The sequence below is a fragment of the Flavobacterium sp. R1_16 genome (genome assembly GCF_057652095.1).
This window is the reverse complement of sequence record NZ_JBYFCG010000008.1, coordinates 16,059-38,135: the sequence shown is the minus strand read 5'-3', so window position 1 is coordinate 38,135 and position 22,077 is coordinate 16,059. Positions and strand designations below refer to the sequence as shown.

Sequence of the window (22,077 nt, the reverse complement as noted above, 5' to 3'; positions counted from 1 at the left end):
AATGTAAGAAAATAATAAATACAAGTTAAAAACATTCAAAAGTATATCTCAGGTTAGTTATTGTCAATCACCAAGTTCTTATCTTTGTATTCTAATTTTATGAATTGTAAATACACACCATTCATCGCACACAAACAAAGAATGTCCAGAGATATACAACTTAAAGAACGCTGGGAACAGCTGGTGACTATACTTTCCAATCAATTTTCTAAAGGAGAAGATTTAGATTTAGATGCTATTATTTATCTAATCGGTGTTCAGGAGCTTGGAAAAGTACACCAGTCTTTTAAAAAAGAAGAGAAATTGAATTTGATGCATATAGCTATTTGCAGATTATTAGAGCCTTATGGATTCTATGAATTTGAGTATTTTGATGAAGACGGTTGGCCTCATTATAAGATAAAAGAAGCATTACCTCCATTAAAAGCAGGCGAGCAATCGGTTTTAATGAAAGAAGCTATTGTGAATTATTTTTTAGAAAAAGAACTTATTTCATAGTTTGCACTCGCAGTGACAGTTTTCAGAATGAATCTACTGAAAACTGCGACTGAAAACTGAAAACTTTTTCCTAAATTCGCACTTTCAATTAGGGTATCAAAATGATAGATAAGATTAAAGAATACATAAACGAAGCCAACAATTTTTCGACTCAAAATGCATCTGAACTTGAAGCATTTCGAATTAAGTTTTTAGGAAGCAAAGGACTTTTGAAAGAATTTTTTGCTGAGTTTAAAAGTGTGCCAAATGACCAAAAGAAGGAATTTGGACAAGTCATTAATTTACTAAAAACTACTGCCGAAGAAAAAGTAAAATCGATTCAAGATTTTTTAGAAAGTAAAGAGGAAATAAAAGGGTTTTATGGAGATTTAACACGTTCCTCTGAGCCTATTGTCATTGGTTCTCGTCACCCTATTTCACTGGTAAAAAATCAAATTATTGATATCTTTTCCTCAATTGGGTTCAATGTTTCTGAAGGTCCAGAAATTGAAGATGATTGGCATAATTTTACCGCTTTAAATTTACCCGAATACCACCCTGCACGTGATATGCAGGATACTTTTTTTATTCAAACCAATCCAGATATCTTGCTTAGAACACATACTTCATCGGTTCAGGTGCGTTATATGGAAAACAATAAACCACCTATTAGAACCATTTCTCCAGGAAGAGTTTTCCGTAATGAGGCAGTATCTTCTCGTTCTCACTGCATCTTTCACCAAGTAGAAGGATTGTATATTGATAAAGAGGTTTCATTTGCTGATTTAAAACAAACGCTATTATACTTTACAAAAGAGATGTTTGGCAAGTCCAAAATTCGTTTGAGACCTTCTTATTTTCCGTTTACGGAGCCAAGTGCAGAAGTTGATATTTATTGGGGATTAAAAACAGAAACCGATTATCGTATTACCAAAGGAACCGGTTGGCTAGAAATTATGGGTTGCGGAATGGTTGACCCAAATGTTTTGCAAAATTGCGGAATCAATCCAAATGAATACAATGGTTTTGCTTTTGGTATGGGAATCGAAAGAATTGCTATGTTGTTATACCAAATAGGCGACATTAGGATGTTTTATGAAAACGATGTTCGTTTCTTGGAGCAATTTAAATCGAGTATATAGTTATTTTGAGCCATAGAAATATCTTGTGAAAAAAGACATTCAAATTCCAGAAGTAGAAAATGTTTTCCTTGCCGCAGTCCAAGAATGGAAAGACGATTTCATGGAAAAGGTTTGGTATGTTTATCTTGTAAACGATAGTGATTTTCAATTAGACAGTGTCATGGTCGTTTCAAAAGCATTTGGAACTATAGATGGAGATATGAAAAAGACGTCTTTGTTGCGTCATGCTTTTATTGAAATTCCTCCAGTATCCGTTGTGAAAATTGAGATGGTAGAAAAAAGCGTTTTGGCTTTGAATAATGAATTTATGGTTACTTTTTTTATTGGAAATACCCTTTACGACAAAAAATATATTTTTAAATCGCATTCCATAAATGAAGACTTTGTGGAAGAAGTGCCTATTTTATTTGTAGACGGAGTCATAGTGAAATAAAATAGTGTTAATTTATTTCTTGAATTTATCAAAATAAAAATTAATTTATCAATTATTTGATAGAATACTATATTTTTGTAATTAAACTTTGATATTTTGGAATTAAAATCCTTAAAAAAGCAATAGTAATGAAACAATATAATTATTTAAATTCTCCTGTAATCGATCAAGTTGGAGTTGATGATAGAATTAGTAGGATTACAGCAAGAAGTATAAAAAAGGAAGCTAAAATGCAGGGGCTTATGATGGCTCTTAACATGATAGACCTTACCACATTAGAAGGCGCAGATACCGAAGAAAAAGTGAAACAACTTTGCTATAAAGCACATCACCTTCATGATTCTATTCCAGGATTGCCAACAACTGCTGCAGTTTGTGTGTATCCTAATTTTGTCAAAACAGCAGTTAATGAACTAAAGGGTACCAATGTAAAAGTGGCCTCTGTTGCTACTGCCTTTCCAAGCGGACAGTCGAGTGCTGAGGTAAAATTGTTAGATACAAAAATAGCAGTCGATAATGGCGCACATGAAGTAGACATGGTCATTAGTCGTGGTAAATTTCATAGTGGTGATTACAATTTCGTCTTTGATGAAATAGCTATGATAAAAGAAGCTTGCGGAAAAGATGTGCGACTAAAAGTAATTCTTGAAACAGGCGAATTAGGTGAATTAGATAAAGTACGCCGTGCAAGTGATATTGCCATGCATGCAGGTGCAGATTTTATAAAAACATCAACCGGAAAAATAAGCCCAGCCGCTACTTTACCAGTTACTTTAGTAATGCTTGAAGCCATTAGAGATTACTATTATGAAACGGGTATTATGATAGGAATGAAACCAGCAGGTGGAATTTCTAATTCAAAACTAGCACTTCAATACTTACTAATGGTTAAAGAAACACTTGGCGGAAAATGGCTTACAAATGAGTATTTCCGTTTTGGAGCAAGTAGTTTGGCCAATGATGTTTTAATGCAAATTGCGAAACAAAAATCAGGTGTTTATCAATCAGGAGATTATTTTTCTAAAGTTTAAGCGAAATGAAATGAGCATTCTTTTAAAGAATTAGAACATCGATTAAGTGAAATGCGACCCGAGCTTTAGCGAATTGGCGAAGCAACTACTGACCATTAAAAAAAATAAAAAGCTACGTATGAAAAAACAACATAATATAGATTTTAGTTCTGATTGGAATTTAGTTCCAGCTCCAGAAAGCACAGCTACAATTAAGTTAAAAGAAACCTATGATTTGTTCATCAATGGTAAATTTGTAAAGCCAAAATCAGGAAAGTATTTTGATACCATCAATCCAGCAAATGAAAAAGTGTTGGCCAAAGTGGCCGAAGCAAATGAAGATGACATTGACTTGGCAGTAAAATCAGCTAGAAAAGCCTATAATTCGACTTGGTCGAAACTTTCAGGAAAAGAAAGAGGAAAATATTTATACAGAATAGCAAGAATTATTCAAGAACGTTCTAGAGAATTTGCTGTAGTTGAAACATTAAACGGAGGAAAAGCCATTCGTGAATCGCGTGATGTAGATGTTCCTTTAGCAGCAGCACATTTTTTCTATTATGCAGGCTGGGCAGATAAATTAGAATACGCTTTTCCTAATCGAAAAATAAAACCTTTAGGTGTTGCTGGTCAAATTATTCCATGGAATTTCCCATTATTAATGGCTGCTTGGAAAATTGCACCCGCTTTAGCAGCAGGTAATACCGTAGTAATTAAATCCTCAGAAACGACTCCATTAACACTCTATTTATTAGCTGAAGTACTTCAGGAAGCGGAATTGCCAGCTGGAGTTGTAAATATTGTTTCTGGTGCAGGGCAAACAGGTTCCTTCATTGTCAACCATCCTGATGTCGATAAAATAGCCTTTACGGGCTCTACAGCGGTTGGAAAAATTATCATGAAAGCGATTGCTGGCACCAACAAGAAATCCTCAATGGAATTAGGTGGAAAAGCGGCTAATATTATTTTTGAAGATGCAGCTTTAGATCAGGCGGTAGAGGGAATTATAAACGGAATCTTCTTTAATCAAGGTCATGTTTGCTGTGCGGGTTCTCGTTTGTATGTTCAGGAATCGGTTTACAGCAAGGTGGTTCAAAAATTAAAAGATAGAATGCAAGCCTTGACCATTGGCGACCCAATAGATAAAAACACGGATATTGGCGCCATTAATTCGAAGAAACAGTTAACAACCATTCAAAAATATATTGAAATTGGTTTGCAAGAAGGAGCAGAAATGTATCAACCTGTTTGTTCTGTTCCTGATAAAGGTTTCTGGTGTAAGCCAACTTTGTTTACTAAGGTTTCACAATCCAACCGAATTGCGCAAGAAGAAATATTTGGGCCTGTATTAGCTATTCAAACGTTTAGAACGATTGATGAGGTTATTGACAAAGCGAATAATTCACCTTATGGTTTATCAGCGGGAGTTTGGACCGATAAGGGTTCGAAAATTTTCAATATGACTTCGCAATTGCGTGCAGGAGTAGTTTGGGCAAATACCTTTAATAAATTTGACCCTGCATCGCCATTTGGAGGGTATAAAGAAAGCGGTTTTGGAAGAGAAGGTGGAGTTCACGGTTTGAATGAATATTTAAAATTTGTTTAAAAAAGATAAGCTATGTCGAGAATTGAAGTTTTAAAAACGTATAAAATTTTTATTGGTGGAAAATTCCCTAGAACGGAGTCAGGTCGTTTTTATCCATTAAAAAACAATAATAAAATAATTGCAAACATGTGTTTATCCTCTGTGAAAGATTTTAGAAATGCGGTGGTTGCTGCTCGATCTGCTCAAGGTGCTTGGGCAAACAAAACAGCCTATAACAGAAGTCAGATTTTATATCGAATTGCAGAAGTTTTAGAAGGAAGAAAGGCGCAGTTTGTAAGCGAATTAGAAACACAAGGTGTCAATAAAAATAAAGCGACACAAGAAGTTGAATTAAGTATTGATCGCTTGATTTATTATGCGGGATGGTGTGATAAATACACTCAAATGCACAGTAGTGTAAATCCAGTTTCAGGAAGTTACTTTAATTTTTCTGTACCAGAGCCAATGGGTGTTATTGGAGTTTTTGCACCAGAAGACAGCGGTCTATTGGGATTAGTAACTCAAATATGTAGTATTATTGCTGGAGGAAATACATGTGTTGTCTTAGCTTCAGAGCATTTGCCATTGTGTGCCATTTCGTTTTCAGAAGTTATTGCTACATCGGATGTGCCTAATGGAGTGGTAAATATATTGACAGGTAAAATAGCGGAGTTGAATGCTGTATTTGCTTCTCATATGAATGTAAATGCACTATTGTATTGTGGCTCTGATGCAGCGGTGATTAAAACGATTCAAGATTTGGCAGTTGATAATATTAAACGAGTTATTATTCGTGAGAATAGCGATTATGTTGATGAAAAACACGAGAACCTACATTACATCTATGATTTTCAAGAAACCAAAACTACTTGGCATCCTATTGAACAAATTGGTGGAGCAGGAAGTGGGTATTAGGATAAGAAACGTACAATATAATAAAAAGCCTGTAAATAATTTACAGGCTTTTTTTGTGAACACCTCTTTTATTTGAGAACAAATTTCTTAACCAGTCAAAAAAAACACAACATAAACTAAAAGCAACAATAGTAAAAACCAATTTTTTGTAAAAATTTAATATCAAAAAATCTTTATAAATAGAATTTCCTACCAGCATATAATCGCCTAAAGTATTAACTAGAAGGAATCCAAAACCGACGCAAGCTCCCCATTTAGCACTATTTTTCCAATTAAAGTTCATAAACCAAACTAATTTCAGGTATTTTTTTTCAACCCAATTCTTTTAAATAATGCTGACCAACTATTCCAATCACTTTTTTCATCATTCCCCTTCCATGCTAAATATCCAATAATAAATATTCCTAATAATAAGTTACCAAAAAACTGATAATAGAACCTAAGACTTTTTATTTGTTCTAAAAAAGGTTCTTTGTTATTTATAAACGAAGTTATAAATGTTAAATATATAGCAAAAAGAAATCCAGAGCTAATCTGATATTTCCATCGTTTACTTCTTCTAAATTCTGGAGAATTTCGTTGAGATTTAGATAATAATTTATCTTTCTTTTTGTCAACAATCGTTTTCCAACTGAAATAACCCAAAATAAAAATTCCAAACGTTAAAAAGGTAAAGAATCTAATATAAATAGTTTTTGACAACAAGACTTCTTTTAAAGATGTGTTATAGATTTCCAATAAGGCAAAACCAAAAGTCATAAAAAGTGTAAAAAAGAGCCCTATAAAAATCTGGTGTTGCCATCGTTTACTCATAACTAATCCAATTTTTCAGTTAGTTTTTTAAAGATTTTTTTCGCGTCTTTTCCTTCATATAAAATCGCATGAACGGCATCAATAATTGGGGTTTTTGCTTCGTATTTTTGATTCAATTCCCAAGCACTTTTAGCAGCGTAGTAGCCTTCGGCAACCATACTCATTTCCATCATGGCACTTTTTACGGTATAGCCTTTTCCTATCATATTTCCGAACATTCTATTGCGAGAAAACACAGAATAACCCGTTACCAATAAATCCCCCAAATAGGCCGAATCGTTAATGTTGCGTTTCATTTTATGCACTTTCCGGATGAATTTTTTCATCTCGCGAATGCCATTGCTCATCAAAACCGATTGAAAATTATCACCATAACCTAATCCGTGAGCGATACCTGCTGCTATAGCATAAATATTTTTAAGCATGGCAGCGTATTCTGTGCCAATGATATCATCGGTTATTTTTGTTTTGATGTAATTACTGGATAGGCATTTAGCAACTATTTTTGCTTTTTCAGCATCTCCACAAGCAATCGTAAGATACGACAATCGCTCTAGTGCCACTTCTTCAGCATGACAAGGACCAGTTATTACACCAATATTTTCGAAGGGAATGTTGTATGTTTTATTGAAATGTTCACCAACAATTAAACTCGTTTCAGGCACAATCCCTTTGATAGCCGAAAAAATAATTTTGCCGTCAAGGCCTTCAGTCAATTTTGTTAATTCTGAGCTTAAAAAAGCAGAAGGAATCGAAAAGATAATATAATCTGCATACGCTACTGCCTCATTGATGTCGTTGGTGAGTTTCAATTTTTCAACATGAAATTCAACAGAACTCAAATAATTTGGGTTGTGATGCTGTTCTTTGATATGTTCTATAGCATCTTCATTTCGCATATACCAAGCAATTTCTGGAAGATTAGCACATAGCATTTTTGCAATTGCTGTCGCCCAACTTCCTCCTCCTATAACAGCAAATTTGGGATGGTTTGTCATAATTATTTTATTTTCTTAATCTTTCTTTCGAAGATTGTTAAAAATAGAATGAGTTAAAAATGATAAATTAAATAATAGTTTCTTAAAAAGATTAACTTTTCAAAAGTAACTAAAAAATGACAAAACCGAATAGTAAATCCGGCAAGATTGAAAATGATAGAAAAACCAATTGTATTGCAAAGGCCAAAATTAACTTAAAATTATGATTTTCAATACAATATGGATAAACAAAACTTCGTTATAGTTGTCATAATTCATGAATTTAAGGGTTAGTTTGTTTATGAATTAAGTGTGTTAGTTTTGTTTTTGGTTAGTTATAAAAGCGTTCTTTAAATCAATAAGAGAGCGCTTTTTATTTTTTATAAAAATTATTGTGGTCAATATATTCCCAGACTTTGGCAGGTAAAAGCGGTTGAATATTCTTTTTGTTTTTGATGTTTTCTCTGATGAAAGTGGATGAAATTTCTACTATTGGAGCACTAACAAGATGAATTTTGGGATGATTTTTAAATTCATGATTTTCAGCCTCAGAAGAAATTCGCGGATAAACATAAATGTCGTGGTTTTGCAAAATCACCTCGTAGTTTTTCCATTTGTGAAAGGTTTTTAAATTGTCTTCACCCATAATCAATGAAAATTCATGCTTTGGAAATTTATCCTGCAAATGCGCTAAGGTATTTACCGTATAATTGGGTTGAGGTAATTTGAACTCAAAATCAGAGGGTTTAATTTTTGGATAATCTTCTGTTGCCAGGAAAACCAAATGTAAACGTTGGTAATCATCCAGCAAAGTGTCTTTCTTTTTTAATGGATTATGAGGTGTAACCATCATCCAAATTTGGTCCAATCCAGAATATTCAGCCATGTGATTGGCAATAATGAGATGCCCAACATGAATGGGATTAAAGGTGCCGAAATAGAGACCGATTTTCATAGTCAGAGTAATTACTATTCACTAATTACTATAATCTTGAACAAATTCTTTAACCAATTGATAGGCTTCTTCTTTTGCGATATCCAAGTCGTAATTTTTAATGATTTTATCAAATTGAGGCGCAGTAGCCAACTCAACAGATGCTTTTGCAATTCGCATGTTTATTTTGTCTTCGCTTTCTGTAGAACGTTTTTTTAGTCTAATTTTTAGCTCATCGATACTTGGTGGTTTTACAAAAACAGCCAAAGTTTCTTCTGGAAATTTCTTTTTGATACGTAATCCACCCGCCACATCAATATCGAAAATCACGTTTTTACCATTAGCCCAAATGCGTTCTATTTCGGTTTTTAAGGTTCCGTAGAAATTATCTCGGTACACTTCTTCCCATTCAACAAAATCATCTGCTTTAATGTGTTTTTTAAATTCTTCGATAGACATGAAATAGTAATCTTTTCCATTTACTTCTTCACTTCGAGCTTCACGGGTTGCCGCTGAAATCGAAAATTCTAAATTTAAATCTTCTTTGCTAAGCAAATGCCTAACTATAGTGGTTTTTCCTGATCCAGATGGTGCTGAAAACACTAATAATTTTCCTTTTTTCATTATTTTTAGTGATTAGTGATTAGTGATTAGTAATTAGCGCTTTTGACCAGTTACTATTTACCAATTACTTATAAAACATTCAAAACTTGTTCTTTAATTTTTTCTAATTCATCTTTCATCATCACTACTAATTTTTGCATTTGTGCATGATTGGATTTTGAACCCATTGTGTTGATTTCTCTACCCATTTCTTGAGTTATGAAACCCAATTTTCGCCCATTGGCTTCAGTTCCAGCAAGAGTTTCAATAAAATAGTTGAGATGATTTTCTAAGCGCACTTTCTCTTCGGTAATATCATATTTTTCCAAATAGAAAATCAATTCTTGCTCAAAGCGATTTTCATCAACAGTAACTTTCAGTTCGTCAAGAGCGGTTTTTAATCTTGTTTTGACAGTTTCTACTCTTTCTGCATCATAACTTACTGCTTCGTTCATTAAAGAAAGAATATTTCCAATGCGCAACAGAAATTCTTTTTCTAAAGAAATACCTTCATCTTTTCGAAAATTGATGATATTCGCCAAACTTTCATCAATTACGATTTGAATTTGAGTCCAATCATTTTCATCGATTTCTTCACGTTCTGTTTTTAAGGCATCAGGCATTCTTATTGCCATTTTCATCAATTCGGTTTCATTAGCATCAGCATGTATCTCTCTCAATTGATTGATGTAGGATTTAATTACAGGGACATTAACTTTTGAGGTGGTTTGTTCAGCAGATGTTTCAACATAAATGGAAAAGTCGATTTTTCCGCGTTCTAAAACGGTCGAAATTTGATTTCGTAAACCCAATTCCATTTCACGATATACAGAGGGCATTCTCACATTTAAATCTAAACCTTTGCTGTTTAAAGATTTTACTTCGACGGTTATTTTTTTGGTTGGCAATTGCAAAGTCGCTTTGCCAAATCCAGTCATTGATTGTATCATATACTTTTGTAAAAGAATTCAAAGATAAGGAAAAAGTTTTCAGTGCTAAGTTTCAATTTTCACTTTAAAAAGATAAAGAAATTACGATTTTTTACCTTTGAGGATGACTAAGTAAACTCCGCTAAAAATTAAAATGGCGGCGCTTATTTTCACCCAATTTAAGTTGTCTTTTCCCAATCCGATGGCGAAAACAGTTGCAAATAAGGGTTGTAAATAAATGAAAACCGCTACGGTTGTTGGCTTTAGTTCTTTCATAGAAAGTAAATTTAACAAATAGGTTACAAAGGTCGAGAAGACAACGACAAAACCAATTTTCCACAAAATCGATACGGGAACTACAGACCAATCAACAACTGTAAATTGGCTCCAGCCAAAAGGTAAAACCATCAAAAAACCAAAAAGATAAATCCATTTTACAAAGGTAAAAGCATTGTATTTATCCATTAAACTTTTTACAATGATGAGGTAAAAACCATAGGAGACCGCATTGATAAAAACTAGAAAATTTCCCAAACTTCCGTTTGTTGCATTGCCAATTGATTTTCCGTAGAGAATGAGAAAAGCTGTTCCTACTAATCCTAAAATGATTCCTAATACTTTCGATTTTTGTAATCGTTCCTTTATTAGCAATGCCGAAAGTATCAACACAATCATGGGTGTTGTAACCATAATTACTGCTGCAGCAATCGGAGAAGTTAGGCTCAACCCTTTGAATAAAGTGAGCATATTAAAAGCCACACCAAAGAAAGCTGAGGCGATGATACGAGGGAAATCTGCCAAATCAATTTTCTCTTTAGGAACAAATAACCACGACAGCCAAAACAATACTACAGAGCCTCCAACTCGCATCAGGATGAACCCATAAGCGTCTATGTATTGAGGCATAACATCTTTTGCAATGGTAAAAGTAACGCCGTAAATGATAGAAACTAGGGTTGCACCAAGTAATGCAAGATTTCTTTTTGACATTAGGCTAAAGCTTTCATTACTTCAAGAATGTTTTTTGGGCTATTGCCAATATAAATAGCGTTATTGATTATAAAAACAGGGCGACTTAAAAAGGTGTAATGTTCAAGAATGTATTTTTTATAATCGTTTTCAGTTAATGATTTGTTTTTTAAATCCAATGATTTATAGAGCTGCGCTTTTTTGCTGAACAATGCTTCATAACTTCCAGAAAGCTGATGCATTTCTTCTAATTCTTCAACTGAAATAGGATTTTGCTTGATGTCGTGAAAAACTAAGTTGTTGTTTTCTGGTAGGGCTTTTATAATTTTTCGACAACTGTCGCAGGAAGCGAGGTAATATATTTTATTTGTCATGAAATTTCTTTTTGCAAAGGAAAATCATTTGCAACTTATAATATGTATTTTTATAAAAAATTTCGAAAAGATGGAAGCCACATTCAAAATATGGGAAACCAGTAGAAATCATTATTTAAAGTTTTTCGATGCGTATACTCTCGAACAGCTAAACAAAATACCCGAAGGATTTAGCAATAATTTAATTTGGAATATCGGACACGTTATTGTGGTGCAACAAAGTCTAGTTTATCGTCTATCAGGATTGTCAACTTATGTAACTGATGAATTGACAAATGTGTACAAAAATGGTTCGAAGCCAACGGGAGTAACCACACAAGCCGAAGTTGACCAATTGAAAGGTTTGCTAATAACCTTGATTGAGAAAACTAAAGAGGACTTCGCTAGCGGAAAATTTAAAACCTATACTGAATTTACTACGAGTACAGGATTTCATTTAGCATCACTAAAAGATGCGATGGAATTTAATAATTATCACGAAGCGATTCATCTGGGGTTTATGATGAACATTAGGAAGTTTGTTTAAAAAATAAATTAAATAAAGAATGAAATTTAATACCAAAACCATTCACGGAGGTCAACATCACGATCCAACTACAGGAGCTGTGATGCCTCCCATATACCAAACATCAACATTTGCTCAAACAAGCCCTGGTCAGCCAGTGGGTGATTATGAATACAGTCGTGCTTCAAACCCTACACGAACAGCCTTAGAAAATGCTTTAGCAAGTATAGAAAACGGAAAGAGAGCTTTAGCTTTTTCGTCAGGACTGGCAGCTACAGATTGTATTTTACGATCATTCAAAGCAGGTGATGAGGTTGTCGCCATGGACGATTTGTATGGAGGAACTTACAGAATGTTTACACGTATTTACAAGGATTCTGGAATAAAGTTTCATTTTGTTGATATGAATGACATAGAGAAATTCAAGTCCTTAATCAATGAAAACACAAAATTAATTTGGGTAGAAACACCAACGAATCCTTTGATGAAGTTAGCTGATATTCAGGAGATAGCTAAAATTACGAAGCAAAAAAATATTCTTTTTGCAGTTGACAATACGTTTGCAACGCCCTATTTACAAAAGCCACTAGACTTAGGAGCTGATATTGTTATGCATTCTGCAACAAAATATTTGAGTGGCCATTCTGATGTGATTGCGGGAGCATTAATTGTTAAAGATGAAGCTTTAGGAGAACAATTACATTTTCAGCAGTTTGCTACTGGGGCTACACTGGGCCCCATGGACAGTTTCTTGGTTTTGAGAGGAATTAAAACCTTACACCTGAGAATGCAAAGACATTGTGAAAATGGTGAAAAAATAGCTGAATTTTTAAGTCATCATCCAAAAATAAATACGGTATATTATCCTAGATTAGTCAGTCATCCCTTTCATGAAATAGCAAAAAAACAAATGAATGGATTTGGAGGAATGGTCTCATTTACTTTTGCATCAGGTAAAAAAGAAGAGGCTATCAGTTTCTTGAAAAAGTTGAAAGTGTTTACTCTAGCGGAATCTTTAGGTGGAGTAGAATCTCTAGCCAATCACCCAGCATTGATGACTCATGCTTCTATTCCAGAGGATAAAAGAAAAGAAATAGGAATAACTGATGACATGGTTCGACTCAGCATAGGAGTTGAAGACATTGAAGACTTAATAGAAGATTTGGAACAGGCGCTGTTATAGAACTAAAAAAAAATAGATTTCGACTTTTTTAGTAGTTTTTTCTATTGTATGTAATAAATATAACCAAAATTAAACCAAACCAACCAATCGTTCGAGCGGTTTTCAGTATAAATCTTTGGGTCAGGATTTAACCCGTCGACCCAGTTGGAAAAGTAATATTGAAAACGCAAATCGACCATCAAATCAGATAGAGGTGACATTTTATAACGAGTTCCAACGCTACTTACAATTGACCAAACCGTTCCTCCAGCATTATCGGTTGCATTGTAATATTTAATGGGTGTTGTTGCTGGAGTATTCAGTTTCCCGAGAGTAGAATAAGCTACTGGATCATAAAAACTGAATTGACCACCTAGACTTAAATAAGGTCCCCAAGAGCCTATAGTGGCTGTAAAATCTCGAATACTCATAGGAAAAAATTCCAATTGCATCCCAATGTTGGTTACAGCTGTACTTCCTCTCATACCTCTTAATTGTTCGTTGAACAATTTTTTTCTTTCAGGGCGTACCCATTCTCCAAAGTGTTTCAATTCCGTTTTATTATAAGATAATTCACTTCTTAATTTAAAATGGTCATTAAAATACGTTTCAGGAGTATAACAATTACAATCGGCTTTATATGAAAAATTCAAATAATGGATAATACCAATGCCGTATCCTGTATTTCCAGCATTTGTAGAAAAATCGTGTCTTTCGCCATAATCGGATTGAAATGCAACAGGTCCAGTTATAAGACCAACTTCATGTGAAAAACCAAATTGTGCAATAATCTCATTGGAAAAGCCCAATAAAAGTAGGAAGATTATTGAAAAGCATTTAGGGATTCGCATTTAAATAAAATCAATTAACGACAAATATATAAAAACATCATTCATTTATTTAAAAAAATTAAAAATTAAAAGAATAGTAGTCTATTTCTAATTTATTTACGAAAACTATAACGTTTTCGTGTTAGATAATATTGTAATTACAGATTTCTTGAAAATAGATTAATAAAATGATAATTCTCTTGAAGTTCGATAAAAAAAGCGACTCAATATTCTTATTAAATGTATATTTGTATCAGCCAACGAAAACGTTTTCTTAAAATCAAAAAACAAGCTAATGAGTAAGCGTTTTGGAAACAGTTTTATTAATTTAATTGAAAAATTTATTTCATAATGGAACACAAAATAAATCAATTTATGGCTCTTGTAGAGTCAAAAAACCCAAACGAACCTGAATTTATTCAAGCAGTAAGAGAGTTTGCAGAAACGGTAATCCCTTTTATCGCTACCAAGAAAAAATACGATGGAAAAAATTTACTTCTACGAATTGCTGAACCTGAGAGATCAATAATTTTTCGCGTTCCTTGGGTTGATGATAAAGGAGAAATCCAAGTAAATAGAGGTTTTAGAATTCAAATGAATTCAGCCATAGGACCATACAAAGGAGGTATTCGATTTCATCATTCTGTTAATTTATCGGTACTTAAATTTCTTGCATTTGAACAAGTATTCAAGAATAGTTTAACAACGCTTCCTATGGGAGGAGGAAAAGGAGGATCTGATTTTGATCCACAAGGAAAATCAGATTCTGAGGTAATGCGTTTTTGTCAATCGTTTATGACCGAATTGTGTAGACACATAGGTCCTGATGTAGATGTCCCAGCGGGAGATATAGGAGTTGGAGCCAGAGAGATAGGATATTTATTTGGACAATATAAAAGAATCAGAAACGAATTTACGGGAGTTTTAACTGGAAAAGGAATTGCCTACGGAGGTTCATTAATTCGTCCAGAGGCAACGGGATATGGAGTGGTTTATTTTACAGAGCAAATGCTAAGAACTATAGGTCATGAAATTAAAGGTAAAACAGTTGCTATTTCGGGATTTGGAAATGTAGCTTGGGGAGTCGCTTTGAAAGTAAATGAATTGGGAGGAAAGATTTTAACAATTTCTGGACCAGATGGTTACGTGTATGATGAGGAAGGAATATCAGGAGAGAAAATCGAGTACATGCTTGAGATGAGAGCAAGTGGAGATAACAGAGCTGAAATGTATGTTGAAAAATATCCAAATGCAGTTTTCCACAAAGGGAAAAGAGTTTGGGAAGTAAAAGTAGATATTGCTATTCCTTGTGCAACCCAAAATGAGTTGAATGAAGAAGATGCGAAAAAATTGATAGCTAATGGAGTTATCTGTGTTACAGAAGCGGCTAACATGCCTTGCACTTTAGATGCTATAAAACAATTTTTACATCATAAAGTTCTTTATGCACCGGGTAAAGCTGCTAATGCAGGCGGTGTCGCGGCTTCAGGTTTAGAGATGACTCAAAACTCTATTCGTTTAAACTGGTCTAGCGAAGAAGTGGATGCAAGATTGAAAGATATTATGCTTGGAATTCATAACCAATGTAAAAAATACGGTGTTGAGGATGATGGATATGTTAATTATGTGAAAGGAGCCAATATTGCAGGTTTTGTGAAAGTGGCAGATGCAATGTTAGCTCAAGGAGTGGTATAAAAGGGAAATGGTATTATTAATTTAGAAAGACGCCTTCATTTTGAGGGCGTTTTTTTTGATAACTATATTAAAAATTAAATAATATCGTTTTATAGTATATTTGTCTCACAATTTTTCAAAACAAAATGAAAAAATCCAATATCGTTTTTCTTTTTTTATTTGCTTTTCAGGTTACTTTTTCTCAAAATAGTTTTTTATGGAAAGGCTATTTTTCTTATAACGAGATAAAAGATCTATCACAGTCTACAGCAACATTTTTTGCCGCTTCAGAGAATGCATTGTTTTCAAAAAATGTAATTACGGGACAAATTAAGACCACGAATACTATCGATGGCCTTTCTGGACAAACAATAAGTTCCATTTATCATAGTCCAATTTTTAAAAAAACGATAGTAGGCCATGAAAATGGATTGATGATTGTAATTGATGAAAATGATGGAAAGATGTTAAATGTAGTCGATATTATTAATAAGGCATTACCATCAAATATGAAGAGAATCAATCACTTCATGGAATACGAAGGTATAGTATACATTTCTTGCGATTTTGGGATTGTTCAATATAATTTAAAAACACTACAATTTGGTGATACTTATTTTATAGGCGATTCAGGGGCTCAAATTGCGGTTAATCAAACGGCAATTTATAACGGCAAAATATATGCAGCAACTCTTAATAATGGTATCCGAAGAGCTGATATAACCAATCCAAATTTGAATGACTATAATCAATGGACTACAATTGCTCCTTCAGGATGGTCTGCAATCGAGGCTTTTGGAACCGAATTAGTAGCCATTACTACAGTTGGAAATTTGCAGAAAATAGTTGGGGAATCCTTTGTGTCGATAGCAACCTTAGCACAACCTGCATTGGATTTGAGGAGTAGTAATCCGTATTTAATAATTACAACGGCAAATCATGTATTAGTTTACAACACATCTTTAAATCAAATAATTGACGTAAATAGCAATCAAATTCCTGACGTTTCAGCACAGTTCACTTGTGCTACTGTAACTAATGAAAGAATTGTAATGGGAACTCTAGAAAATGGGGTTTATACAAGAGGAATTAATTCATCAGTGATTGAAGACAGCACGCCCAGCGGTCCACTTAGGAACAATATTTTCGCAATAGCCACAACATCAAAAGATTTGTGGGCAGTATATGGAGGGTATAATTTCTTTTACAATCCATATGCGTTTTATCAAGGACTTCCAGCAAAATTTGGAATCAGTAAATACTCAGAAGGAGGGTGGCTAAACATTCCATATAAAAATCTTTTAGAAGCAAAAGCATTATCAAGAATAATAGTCAATCCAAATAATGAAAATCAAGTTTTTGTAAGTTCATATTATTCTGGACTTTTAGAGTTTGAAAATGATGAATTAAAAACACTTTATAATGCTTCAAATACTGGATCAGATGGTTTGAAGTCCATTCCAAATCAAGTTCCAGACGATATAAGGGTTAATGGAACTGCATTTGATAAATCAGGAAATTTATGGCTTACTAGTAGTATAGATCCAAAGGGATTGAAAGTGTTAAAAGCAAATGGACAGTGGCAGTCCTATGATATGTCTAAAGTATATCAAAGGTTAGGGGTTTTAAATTTTGGAAGAATGGTTATTGATAGGAATGGTACCAAATGGTTGACATCTCAAAATGACGGTATTATAGGTTTCAATGAAAATTACAATAATCTCTTTAAAACTATTAAAGAAGGTTCTGATGTTGGTAATCTCCCCAATAATTATGCAAGTGCAGTCGCTATAGATAATCGGAATCAAATGTGGATTGGAACTAGAAATGGATTACGAGTTTTACCTAGTGTGGATAGTTTTAATTCTTCGGAACAATTGACAACACAGCCCATAATTATCATAGAAGAAAATTTAGCTCAGGAGCTTTTATACCAACAATTAATAACGGATATAGTTGTTGATGGGGCTAATAATAAATGGATTGCAACTGCAGATTCAGGGGTGTTTTTGGTTTCTTCTGATGGACAAAAGACCATTTATCATTTCACCATAAAAAATTCTCCTTTACCTAGCAACTCTATTAATGACATTGATATTAATGGAGTTACAGGTGAGGTTTTTATAGCAACCTCACGAGGAATGGTTTCTTTTAAAGGAATTGCTACAGATGCCAATGAAAATTTAGCTAATGTATACGTTTACCCTAACCCAGTTCGTCCTGAATACTCAGGAACAGTAAAAATTAGCGGATTAATAGACCGAGCAACTGTTAAAATTACAGATATTGAAGGGAATCTAGTTCACGAAACCACCTCTGAAGGAGGAACCATAGAATGGGATACTACCGCTTTTGGAAAATATAAAGTAGCATCTGGAGTGTACATCATTTTTATTTCTTCCGAAGATGGTTTAGATACTAAAGTAAAAAAAGTAATGGTTATTCGATAAAAATAGTTTCAGAGAAGAGTACTAAAAATTTAAAATTCATAGGTCAAAATTGTTAGTCAAAACCAAAGCCATAGTTCTTTCATCCTTGAAATATCAAGAAAAAAGCTTGATAGTAAAATGCTTTACATTATCTGATGGATTAAAATCGTATTTTGTTCAAAGTGCTTTTTCGGGCAGAAAAAACAATCAAAAAATAGCTTATTTCCAGCCTTTGACAATTCTTGAAATTGAGGCTAAACACAAAAACAATGGTACTCTTGAACATTTTAAAGAAATTAAATTGGCTCATGCCTACCAATCCATAAATACAGATATTGTTAAAAGTACCATCATTATTTTCTTGTCAGAAATCCTTCATCATAGCATACACGAAGAAGAAAAAAATGAAGACCTATTTGTTTTTTTAGAATCGGCCTTGCTTTGGTTAGATACTCACAATGAAGCGTCTAATTTTCATTTAATTTTATTGTTAGAAATCACAAAATTTCTTGGATTTTATCCTGATATTTCCGAAATGAACTACCCTTACTTTGAAACTAAAGAAGGTGTTTTTACTCTTTTTTTAGGAACAAGTTGTCTCACTGAACACGAGACACATTTGTTTAAAAAACTCATCGATTTAAAATTTGATGACAATCAAAAAACATTTGCTGGAGTAGAACGACAAATTTTACTTAAAATACTTTTAGACTACTATACGATTCACCTTGATGGCTTCAAAAAACCAAAATCTCTAGACGTTTTAAAAGAAGTTTTTTCCTAGAAATTCAAAAAAGCTATTGTTATCCTAAATTTTTTGGTAAAAGTCTACTCTCTTTTATCTATTTTCTATTCTCTTTTATCAAAATTCCTTACTTTCGCAGACTGATTTAAGAAAACGACAAAAATGAGTACTAAGTTTACTGAATACAAAGGACTTGACTTGCCAAAAGTGGCTTCAGAAGTTCTTGATTTTTGGAAAAAAAATAACATCTTTGAGCAAAGTGTAACTTCGCGCGAAGGAGCCACACCATATGTGTTTTTTGAAGGTCCACCATCAGCTAATGGTTTACCTGGAATTCACCACGTAATGGCTCGTGCGATTAAGGATATTTTTTGCCGTTATAAAACTCAAAAAGGATTTCAAGTTAAGCGTAAAGCGGGTTGGGATACTCACGGTTTACCAGTTGAATTGGGGACTGAAAAAGAATTAGGAATCACCAAAGAAGATATCGGCAAAACCATTTCTGTAGAAGAATACAACGAAGCGTGTAAACGTACCGTAATGCGCTACACTGATGTGTGGAACGACTTGACTGAAAAAATGGGATATTGGGTAGATATGGAAGATCCGTATGTGACCTACAAATCCAAATACATGGAATCGGTTTGGTGGTTGTTGAAACAAATTTACAACAAAGATTTACTCTATAAAGGCTACACCATCCAGCCATATTCGCCCAAAGCAGGTACCGGTTTGTCTTCGCACGAAGTAAATCAACCCGGAAGTTACCGCGATGTTACGGATACAACGGTTGTCGCACAATTTAAAACAAAACCTGAAACCTTACCGAGCTTTTTGCAAGGTTTTGGAGAAGTTCATATTTTGGCTTGGACGACCACTCCATGGACGTTGCCATCCAATACCGCTTTGACCGTTGGTCCAAAAATTGATTATGTTTTGGTGGAAACCTTCAATCAATATACATTCCGACCAGTGAAAGTCATTTTGGCTAAAAATTTAGTCGGAAAACAATTTGGAAAAACGTTTTTTGAATCTGCAGAAGCTTCTGATTTTGAAAATTTCAAAGAAGGAGACAAAAAAATTCCATTTCAAGTTCTAGCCGAATGTAAAGGTGCCGATTTAGTCGGAATTCGTTACGAGCAATTGATGCCATTGGCTTTGCCTTATCAAAATCCTGAAAATGCTTTTAGAGTAATTTCTGGTGATTTCGTAACAACTGAAGATGGAACTGGTATTGTACACACAGCTCCAACTTTTGGTGCAGATGATGCTAAAGTTGCGGCAGCAGCAACGCCAGAAGTACCACCAATGTTGGTTTTAGACGAAAATGGGAATCCTGTTCCTTTGGTGGATTTACAAGGTAAATTCATTCAAGGTTTAGGAAGCTATTCTGGAAAATACGTTAAAAACGAATATTACAATGATGGTGAAGCGCCAGAACGCTCTGCCGATGTAGAAATCGCCATTCAATTAAAAGAAGAAAATAAAGCTTTTAAAGTCGAGAAATACGTTCACAGTTATCCACATTGTTGGAGAACGGATAAACCAATTTTATATTATCCGTTAGATTCTTGGTTCATCAAAGTAACCGAAATCAAAGACCGAATGTTCGATTTGAACGAAACCATCAATTGGAAACCCAAAGCAACCGGTGAAGGTCGTTTTGGAAATTGGTTGAAAAATGCCAACGATTGGAACTTATCGCGTTCGCGTTATTGGGGAATTCCATTGCCAATTTGGCGTACCGAGGATAAAACAGAAGAGGTATTGATTGGTTCTGTTGAAGAACTTTACAATGAAATCGAAAAATCAATCGCAGCTGGTTTCCAATCAGTAAATCCGTTCCAAGGTTTTGTAGTTGGAAATATGAGCGAAGAAAATTACGATTTAGTCGATTTACACAAAAATGTGGTCGACAACATCATTCTAGTTTCGCCATCAGGAAAACCTATGAAACGCGAAAGTGACTTGATTGACGTTTGGTTTGATTCGGGCGCTATGCCTTATGCGCAATGGCATTACCCATTTGAAAACAAAGAATTGATCGACGAAAATAAAGCGTTTCCAGCCGATTTTATTGCAGAAGGTGTCGATCAAACACGTGGTTGGTTTTATACGTTACATGCTATCGGAACCTTGGTTTTTGACAAAATTGCCTACAAAAACGTTGTGTCTAATGGTTTGGTTTTAGACAAAAACGGACAAAAAATGTCCAAACGTTTGGGTAATGCTGTAGATCCTTTTGAAACATTAAAAGAATACGGTCCAGATGCCACGCGTTGGTACATGATATCCAATGCGAATCCGTGGGATAATTTGAAATTTGATATTGAAGGCGTTGCTGAGGTGCGTCGTAAATTCTTCGGAACGTTGTACAATACGTATTCGTTTTTTAGTTTATATGCTAATATTGACGGATTCAACTATTCAGAAGCAGAAATTCCATTAAACGAAAGACCCGAAATTGATCAATGGATTATATCAGAATTAAACACGCTTATAAAAGTGGTGGATGAGGCTTATGCTGATTATGAACCAACTAAAGCGACTCGTGCCATATCTGATTTTGTTCAGGAAAATTTGAGCAATTGGTATGTTCGTTTGTGTCGACGTCGTTTTTGGAAAGGAGAATATGCACAAGATAAAATAGCGGCTTACCAAACGTTGTATACTTGTTTGTTGACCGTAAGTAAATTAAGCGCTCCAGTAGCTCCTTTCTTTATGGATAGGCTCTACAGAGATTTAACACAAGCAACAAATACCAAAAAAGAGGAAAGCGTGCATTTGGCAGAATTTCCAAAATTCGTTGAAAACTTTGTTAATAAATCATTAGAGAGTAAAATGCTAAAAGCACAAACTATTTCTTCACTAGTTTTATCACTGCGAAAAAAGGAAATGATAAAAGTACGTCAACCGTTGCAAAAGGTTATGATTCCTATACTTGACGAGAATCAACGTGTTGAAATTGAGGCTGTTTCTGACTTAGTTAAAGCTGAAGTTAATGTAAAAGAAATCGTACTTTTAGACGATGCTTCTGGAATTTTAGTCAAACAAATCAAACCGAATTTCAAGACGTTAGGCCCTCGATTTGGTAAAGATATGGGATTGATTTCCAAGAAGATACAGGAGTTCTCTCCAGAACAAATCAATCAATTAGAGCGTTTAGGCTTCTTAAGTATTGATATTTCAGGAAATACTATAACTTTATCACAAGATGATGTCGAGATTTCGTCCCAAGATATAGAAGGATGGTTGGTTGCTAATTCAAACGGAATAACAGTGGCTTTGGATATTACCATAACCGAAGAATTGAAACAAGAAGGGATAGCAAGAGAATTAGTAAACCGAATTCAAAATATCAGAAAAGATTCAGGATTTGAAGTAACCGACAAAATACAAGTGCATCTGCAAAGCAATGAAACGCTACAAAAAGCAGTTCAAGCAAATGAAGAGTACATCAAATCGGAAACATTGACAGAATCTTTGTTTTTTGAAGAGAATGTGAATAATGGGATAGAAATTGAATTTGATGATATAAAAACTAAAATAACAATAACAAAATAATAAGAAC

The 22,077-nt window shown here is 34.0% G+C and carries 20 protein-coding genes; 12 read left to right on the top strand and 8 right to left on the bottom strand.

The window, feature by feature from the left end:
• Positions 1-141: 141 nt before the first annotated feature.
• The 6 genes from AC23L6_RS11765 to AC23L6_RS11740 all read left to right on the top strand — a co-directional run bounded on the left by AC23L6_RS11765 (position 142) and on the right by AC23L6_RS11740 (position 5,562).
• A complete protein-coding gene (locus AC23L6_RS11765; protein WP_487562707.1) occupies positions 142-498 on the top strand; it encodes a hypothetical protein in 357 nt (118 codons plus the stop codon).
• 101 nt (positions 499-599) lie between these two features.
• Complete coding sequence (pheS, locus tag AC23L6_RS11760) at positions 600-1,619, top strand: phenylalanine--tRNA ligase subunit alpha (RefSeq protein ID WP_487562673.1); 1,020 nt, start codon at positions 600-602, stop codon at positions 1,617-1,619.
• A gap of 25 nt (positions 1,620-1,644) precedes the next feature.
• A complete protein-coding gene (locus AC23L6_RS11755; RefSeq protein WP_487562674.1) occupies positions 1,645-2,052 on the top strand; it encodes a hypothetical protein in 408 nt (135 codons plus the stop codon).
• 128 nt (positions 2,053-2,180) lie between these two features.
• The gene (deoC, locus tag AC23L6_RS11750; protein ID WP_487562675.1) at positions 2,181-3,083 is read left to right on the top strand and encodes a deoxyribose-phosphate aldolase; all 903 of its coding nucleotides are present in this window, start codon (positions 2,181-2,183) and stop codon (positions 3,081-3,083) included.
• 118 nt (positions 3,084-3,201) lie between these two features.
• On the top strand, positions 3,202-4,668 hold the full coding sequence (locus AC23L6_RS11745; protein WP_487562676.1) for an aldehyde dehydrogenase family protein: 1,467 nt from the start codon (positions 3,202-3,204) through the stop codon (positions 4,666-4,668).
• 12 nt (positions 4,669-4,680) lie between these two features.
• The gene (locus tag AC23L6_RS11740) at positions 4,681-5,562 is read left to right on the top strand and encodes an aldehyde dehydrogenase family protein (protein ID WP_487562677.1); all 882 of its coding nucleotides are present in this window, start codon (positions 4,681-4,683) and stop codon (positions 5,560-5,562) included.
• Positions 5,563-5,859: 297 nt separating this feature from the next.
• On the opposite strand, the gene AC23L6_RS11735 is transcribed toward AC23L6_RS11740, so the two are convergent.
• The 7 genes from AC23L6_RS11735 to AC23L6_RS11705 form a co-directional block, all read right to left on the bottom strand.
• The gene (locus AC23L6_RS11735; protein WP_487562678.1) at positions 5,860-6,375 is read right to left on the bottom strand and encodes a hypothetical protein; all 516 of its coding nucleotides are present in this window, start codon (positions 6,373-6,375) and stop codon (positions 5,860-5,862) included.
• A 2-nt stretch (positions 6,376-6,377) separates the two neighbouring features.
• Positions 6,378-7,373 carry an NAD(P)H-dependent glycerol-3-phosphate dehydrogenase gene (locus tag AC23L6_RS11730; RefSeq protein ID WP_487562679.1) on the bottom strand — a complete coding sequence of 332 codons (996 nt, stop codon included), beginning with the start codon at positions 7,371-7,373 and terminating at the stop codon, positions 6,378-6,380.
• A gap of 352 nt (positions 7,374-7,725) precedes the next feature.
• Positions 7,726-8,307: a nicotinate (nicotinamide) nucleotide adenylyltransferase gene (nadD, locus tag AC23L6_RS11725; protein ID WP_487562680.1), complete on the bottom strand. Its 582-nt coding sequence runs from the start codon at positions 8,305-8,307 to the stop codon at positions 7,726-7,728.
• A gap of 21 nt (positions 8,308-8,328) precedes the next feature.
• Positions 8,329-8,910 carry a guanylate kinase gene (gene gmk / locus AC23L6_RS11720; RefSeq protein WP_487562681.1) on the bottom strand — a complete coding sequence of 194 codons (582 nt, stop codon included), beginning with the start codon at positions 8,908-8,910 and terminating at the stop codon, positions 8,329-8,331.
• Positions 8,911-8,978: 68 nt separating this feature from the next.
• Complete coding sequence (locus AC23L6_RS11715; protein WP_487562682.1) at positions 8,979-9,839, bottom strand: YicC/YloC family endoribonuclease; 861 nt, start codon at positions 9,837-9,839, stop codon at positions 8,979-8,981.
• An 81-nt stretch (positions 9,840-9,920) separates the two neighbouring features.
• Complete coding sequence (locus AC23L6_RS11710; RefSeq protein ID WP_487562683.1) at positions 9,921-10,808, bottom strand: DMT family transporter; 888 nt, start codon at positions 10,806-10,808, stop codon at positions 9,921-9,923.
• Positions 10,808-11,161 (bottom strand): arsenate reductase family protein, encoded by a 354-nt coding sequence (locus AC23L6_RS11705; RefSeq protein ID WP_487562684.1) that lies wholly within the window; start codon positions 11,159-11,161, stop codon positions 10,808-10,810. The genes AC23L6_RS11710 and AC23L6_RS11705 overlap by 1 nt, the downstream gene beginning before the upstream one ends.
• Positions 11,162-11,231: 70 nt before the next feature.
• On the opposite strand from AC23L6_RS11705, the gene AC23L6_RS11700 reads away from it, so the two are divergent.
• Both AC23L6_RS11700 and AC23L6_RS11695 read left to right on the top strand, forming a co-directional pair.
• The gene (locus AC23L6_RS11700; protein WP_487562685.1) at positions 11,232-11,687 is read left to right on the top strand and encodes a DinB family protein; all 456 of its coding nucleotides are present in this window, start codon (positions 11,232-11,234) and stop codon (positions 11,685-11,687) included.
• 19 nt (positions 11,688-11,706) lie between these two features.
• On the top strand, positions 11,707-12,849 hold the full coding sequence (locus AC23L6_RS11695; RefSeq protein ID WP_487562686.1) for a cystathionine gamma-synthase: 1,143 nt from the start codon (positions 11,707-11,709) through the stop codon (positions 12,847-12,849).
• A gap of 41 nt (positions 12,850-12,890) precedes the next feature.
• On the opposite strand, the gene AC23L6_RS11690 is transcribed toward AC23L6_RS11695, so the two are convergent.
• Positions 12,891-13,679 carry a THC0290_0291 family protein gene (locus AC23L6_RS11690; protein WP_487562687.1) on the bottom strand — a complete coding sequence of 263 codons (789 nt, stop codon included), beginning with the start codon at positions 13,677-13,679 and terminating at the stop codon, positions 12,891-12,893.
• A 330-nt stretch (positions 13,680-14,009) separates the two neighbouring features.
• Between AC23L6_RS11690 and gdhA the strand changes: the two genes are divergently transcribed.
• The 4 genes from gdhA to ileS all read left to right on the top strand — a co-directional run bounded on the left by gdhA (position 14,010) and on the right by ileS (position 22,070).
• Complete coding sequence (gene gdhA, locus AC23L6_RS11685) at positions 14,010-15,353, top strand: NADP-specific glutamate dehydrogenase (RefSeq protein ID WP_487562688.1); 1,344 nt, start codon at positions 14,010-14,012, stop codon at positions 15,351-15,353.
• 125 nt (positions 15,354-15,478) lie between these two features.
• Positions 15,479-17,782 (top strand): type IX secretion system anionic LPS delivery protein PorZ, encoded by a 2,304-nt coding sequence (gene porZ / locus AC23L6_RS11680; protein WP_487562689.1) that lies wholly within the window; start codon positions 15,479-15,481, stop codon positions 17,780-17,782.
• Positions 17,783-17,831: 49 nt separating this feature from the next.
• Positions 17,832-18,545 carry a DNA repair protein RecO gene (gene recO, locus AC23L6_RS11675; protein WP_487562690.1) on the top strand — a complete coding sequence of 238 codons (714 nt, stop codon included), beginning with the start codon at positions 17,832-17,834 and terminating at the stop codon, positions 18,543-18,545.
• A gap of 123 nt (positions 18,546-18,668) precedes the next feature.
• On the top strand, positions 18,669-22,070 hold the full coding sequence (gene ileS, locus AC23L6_RS11670) for an isoleucine--tRNA ligase (protein WP_487562691.1): 3,402 nt from the start codon (positions 18,669-18,671) through the stop codon (positions 22,068-22,070).
• Positions 22,071-22,077: the final 7 nt, after the last annotated feature.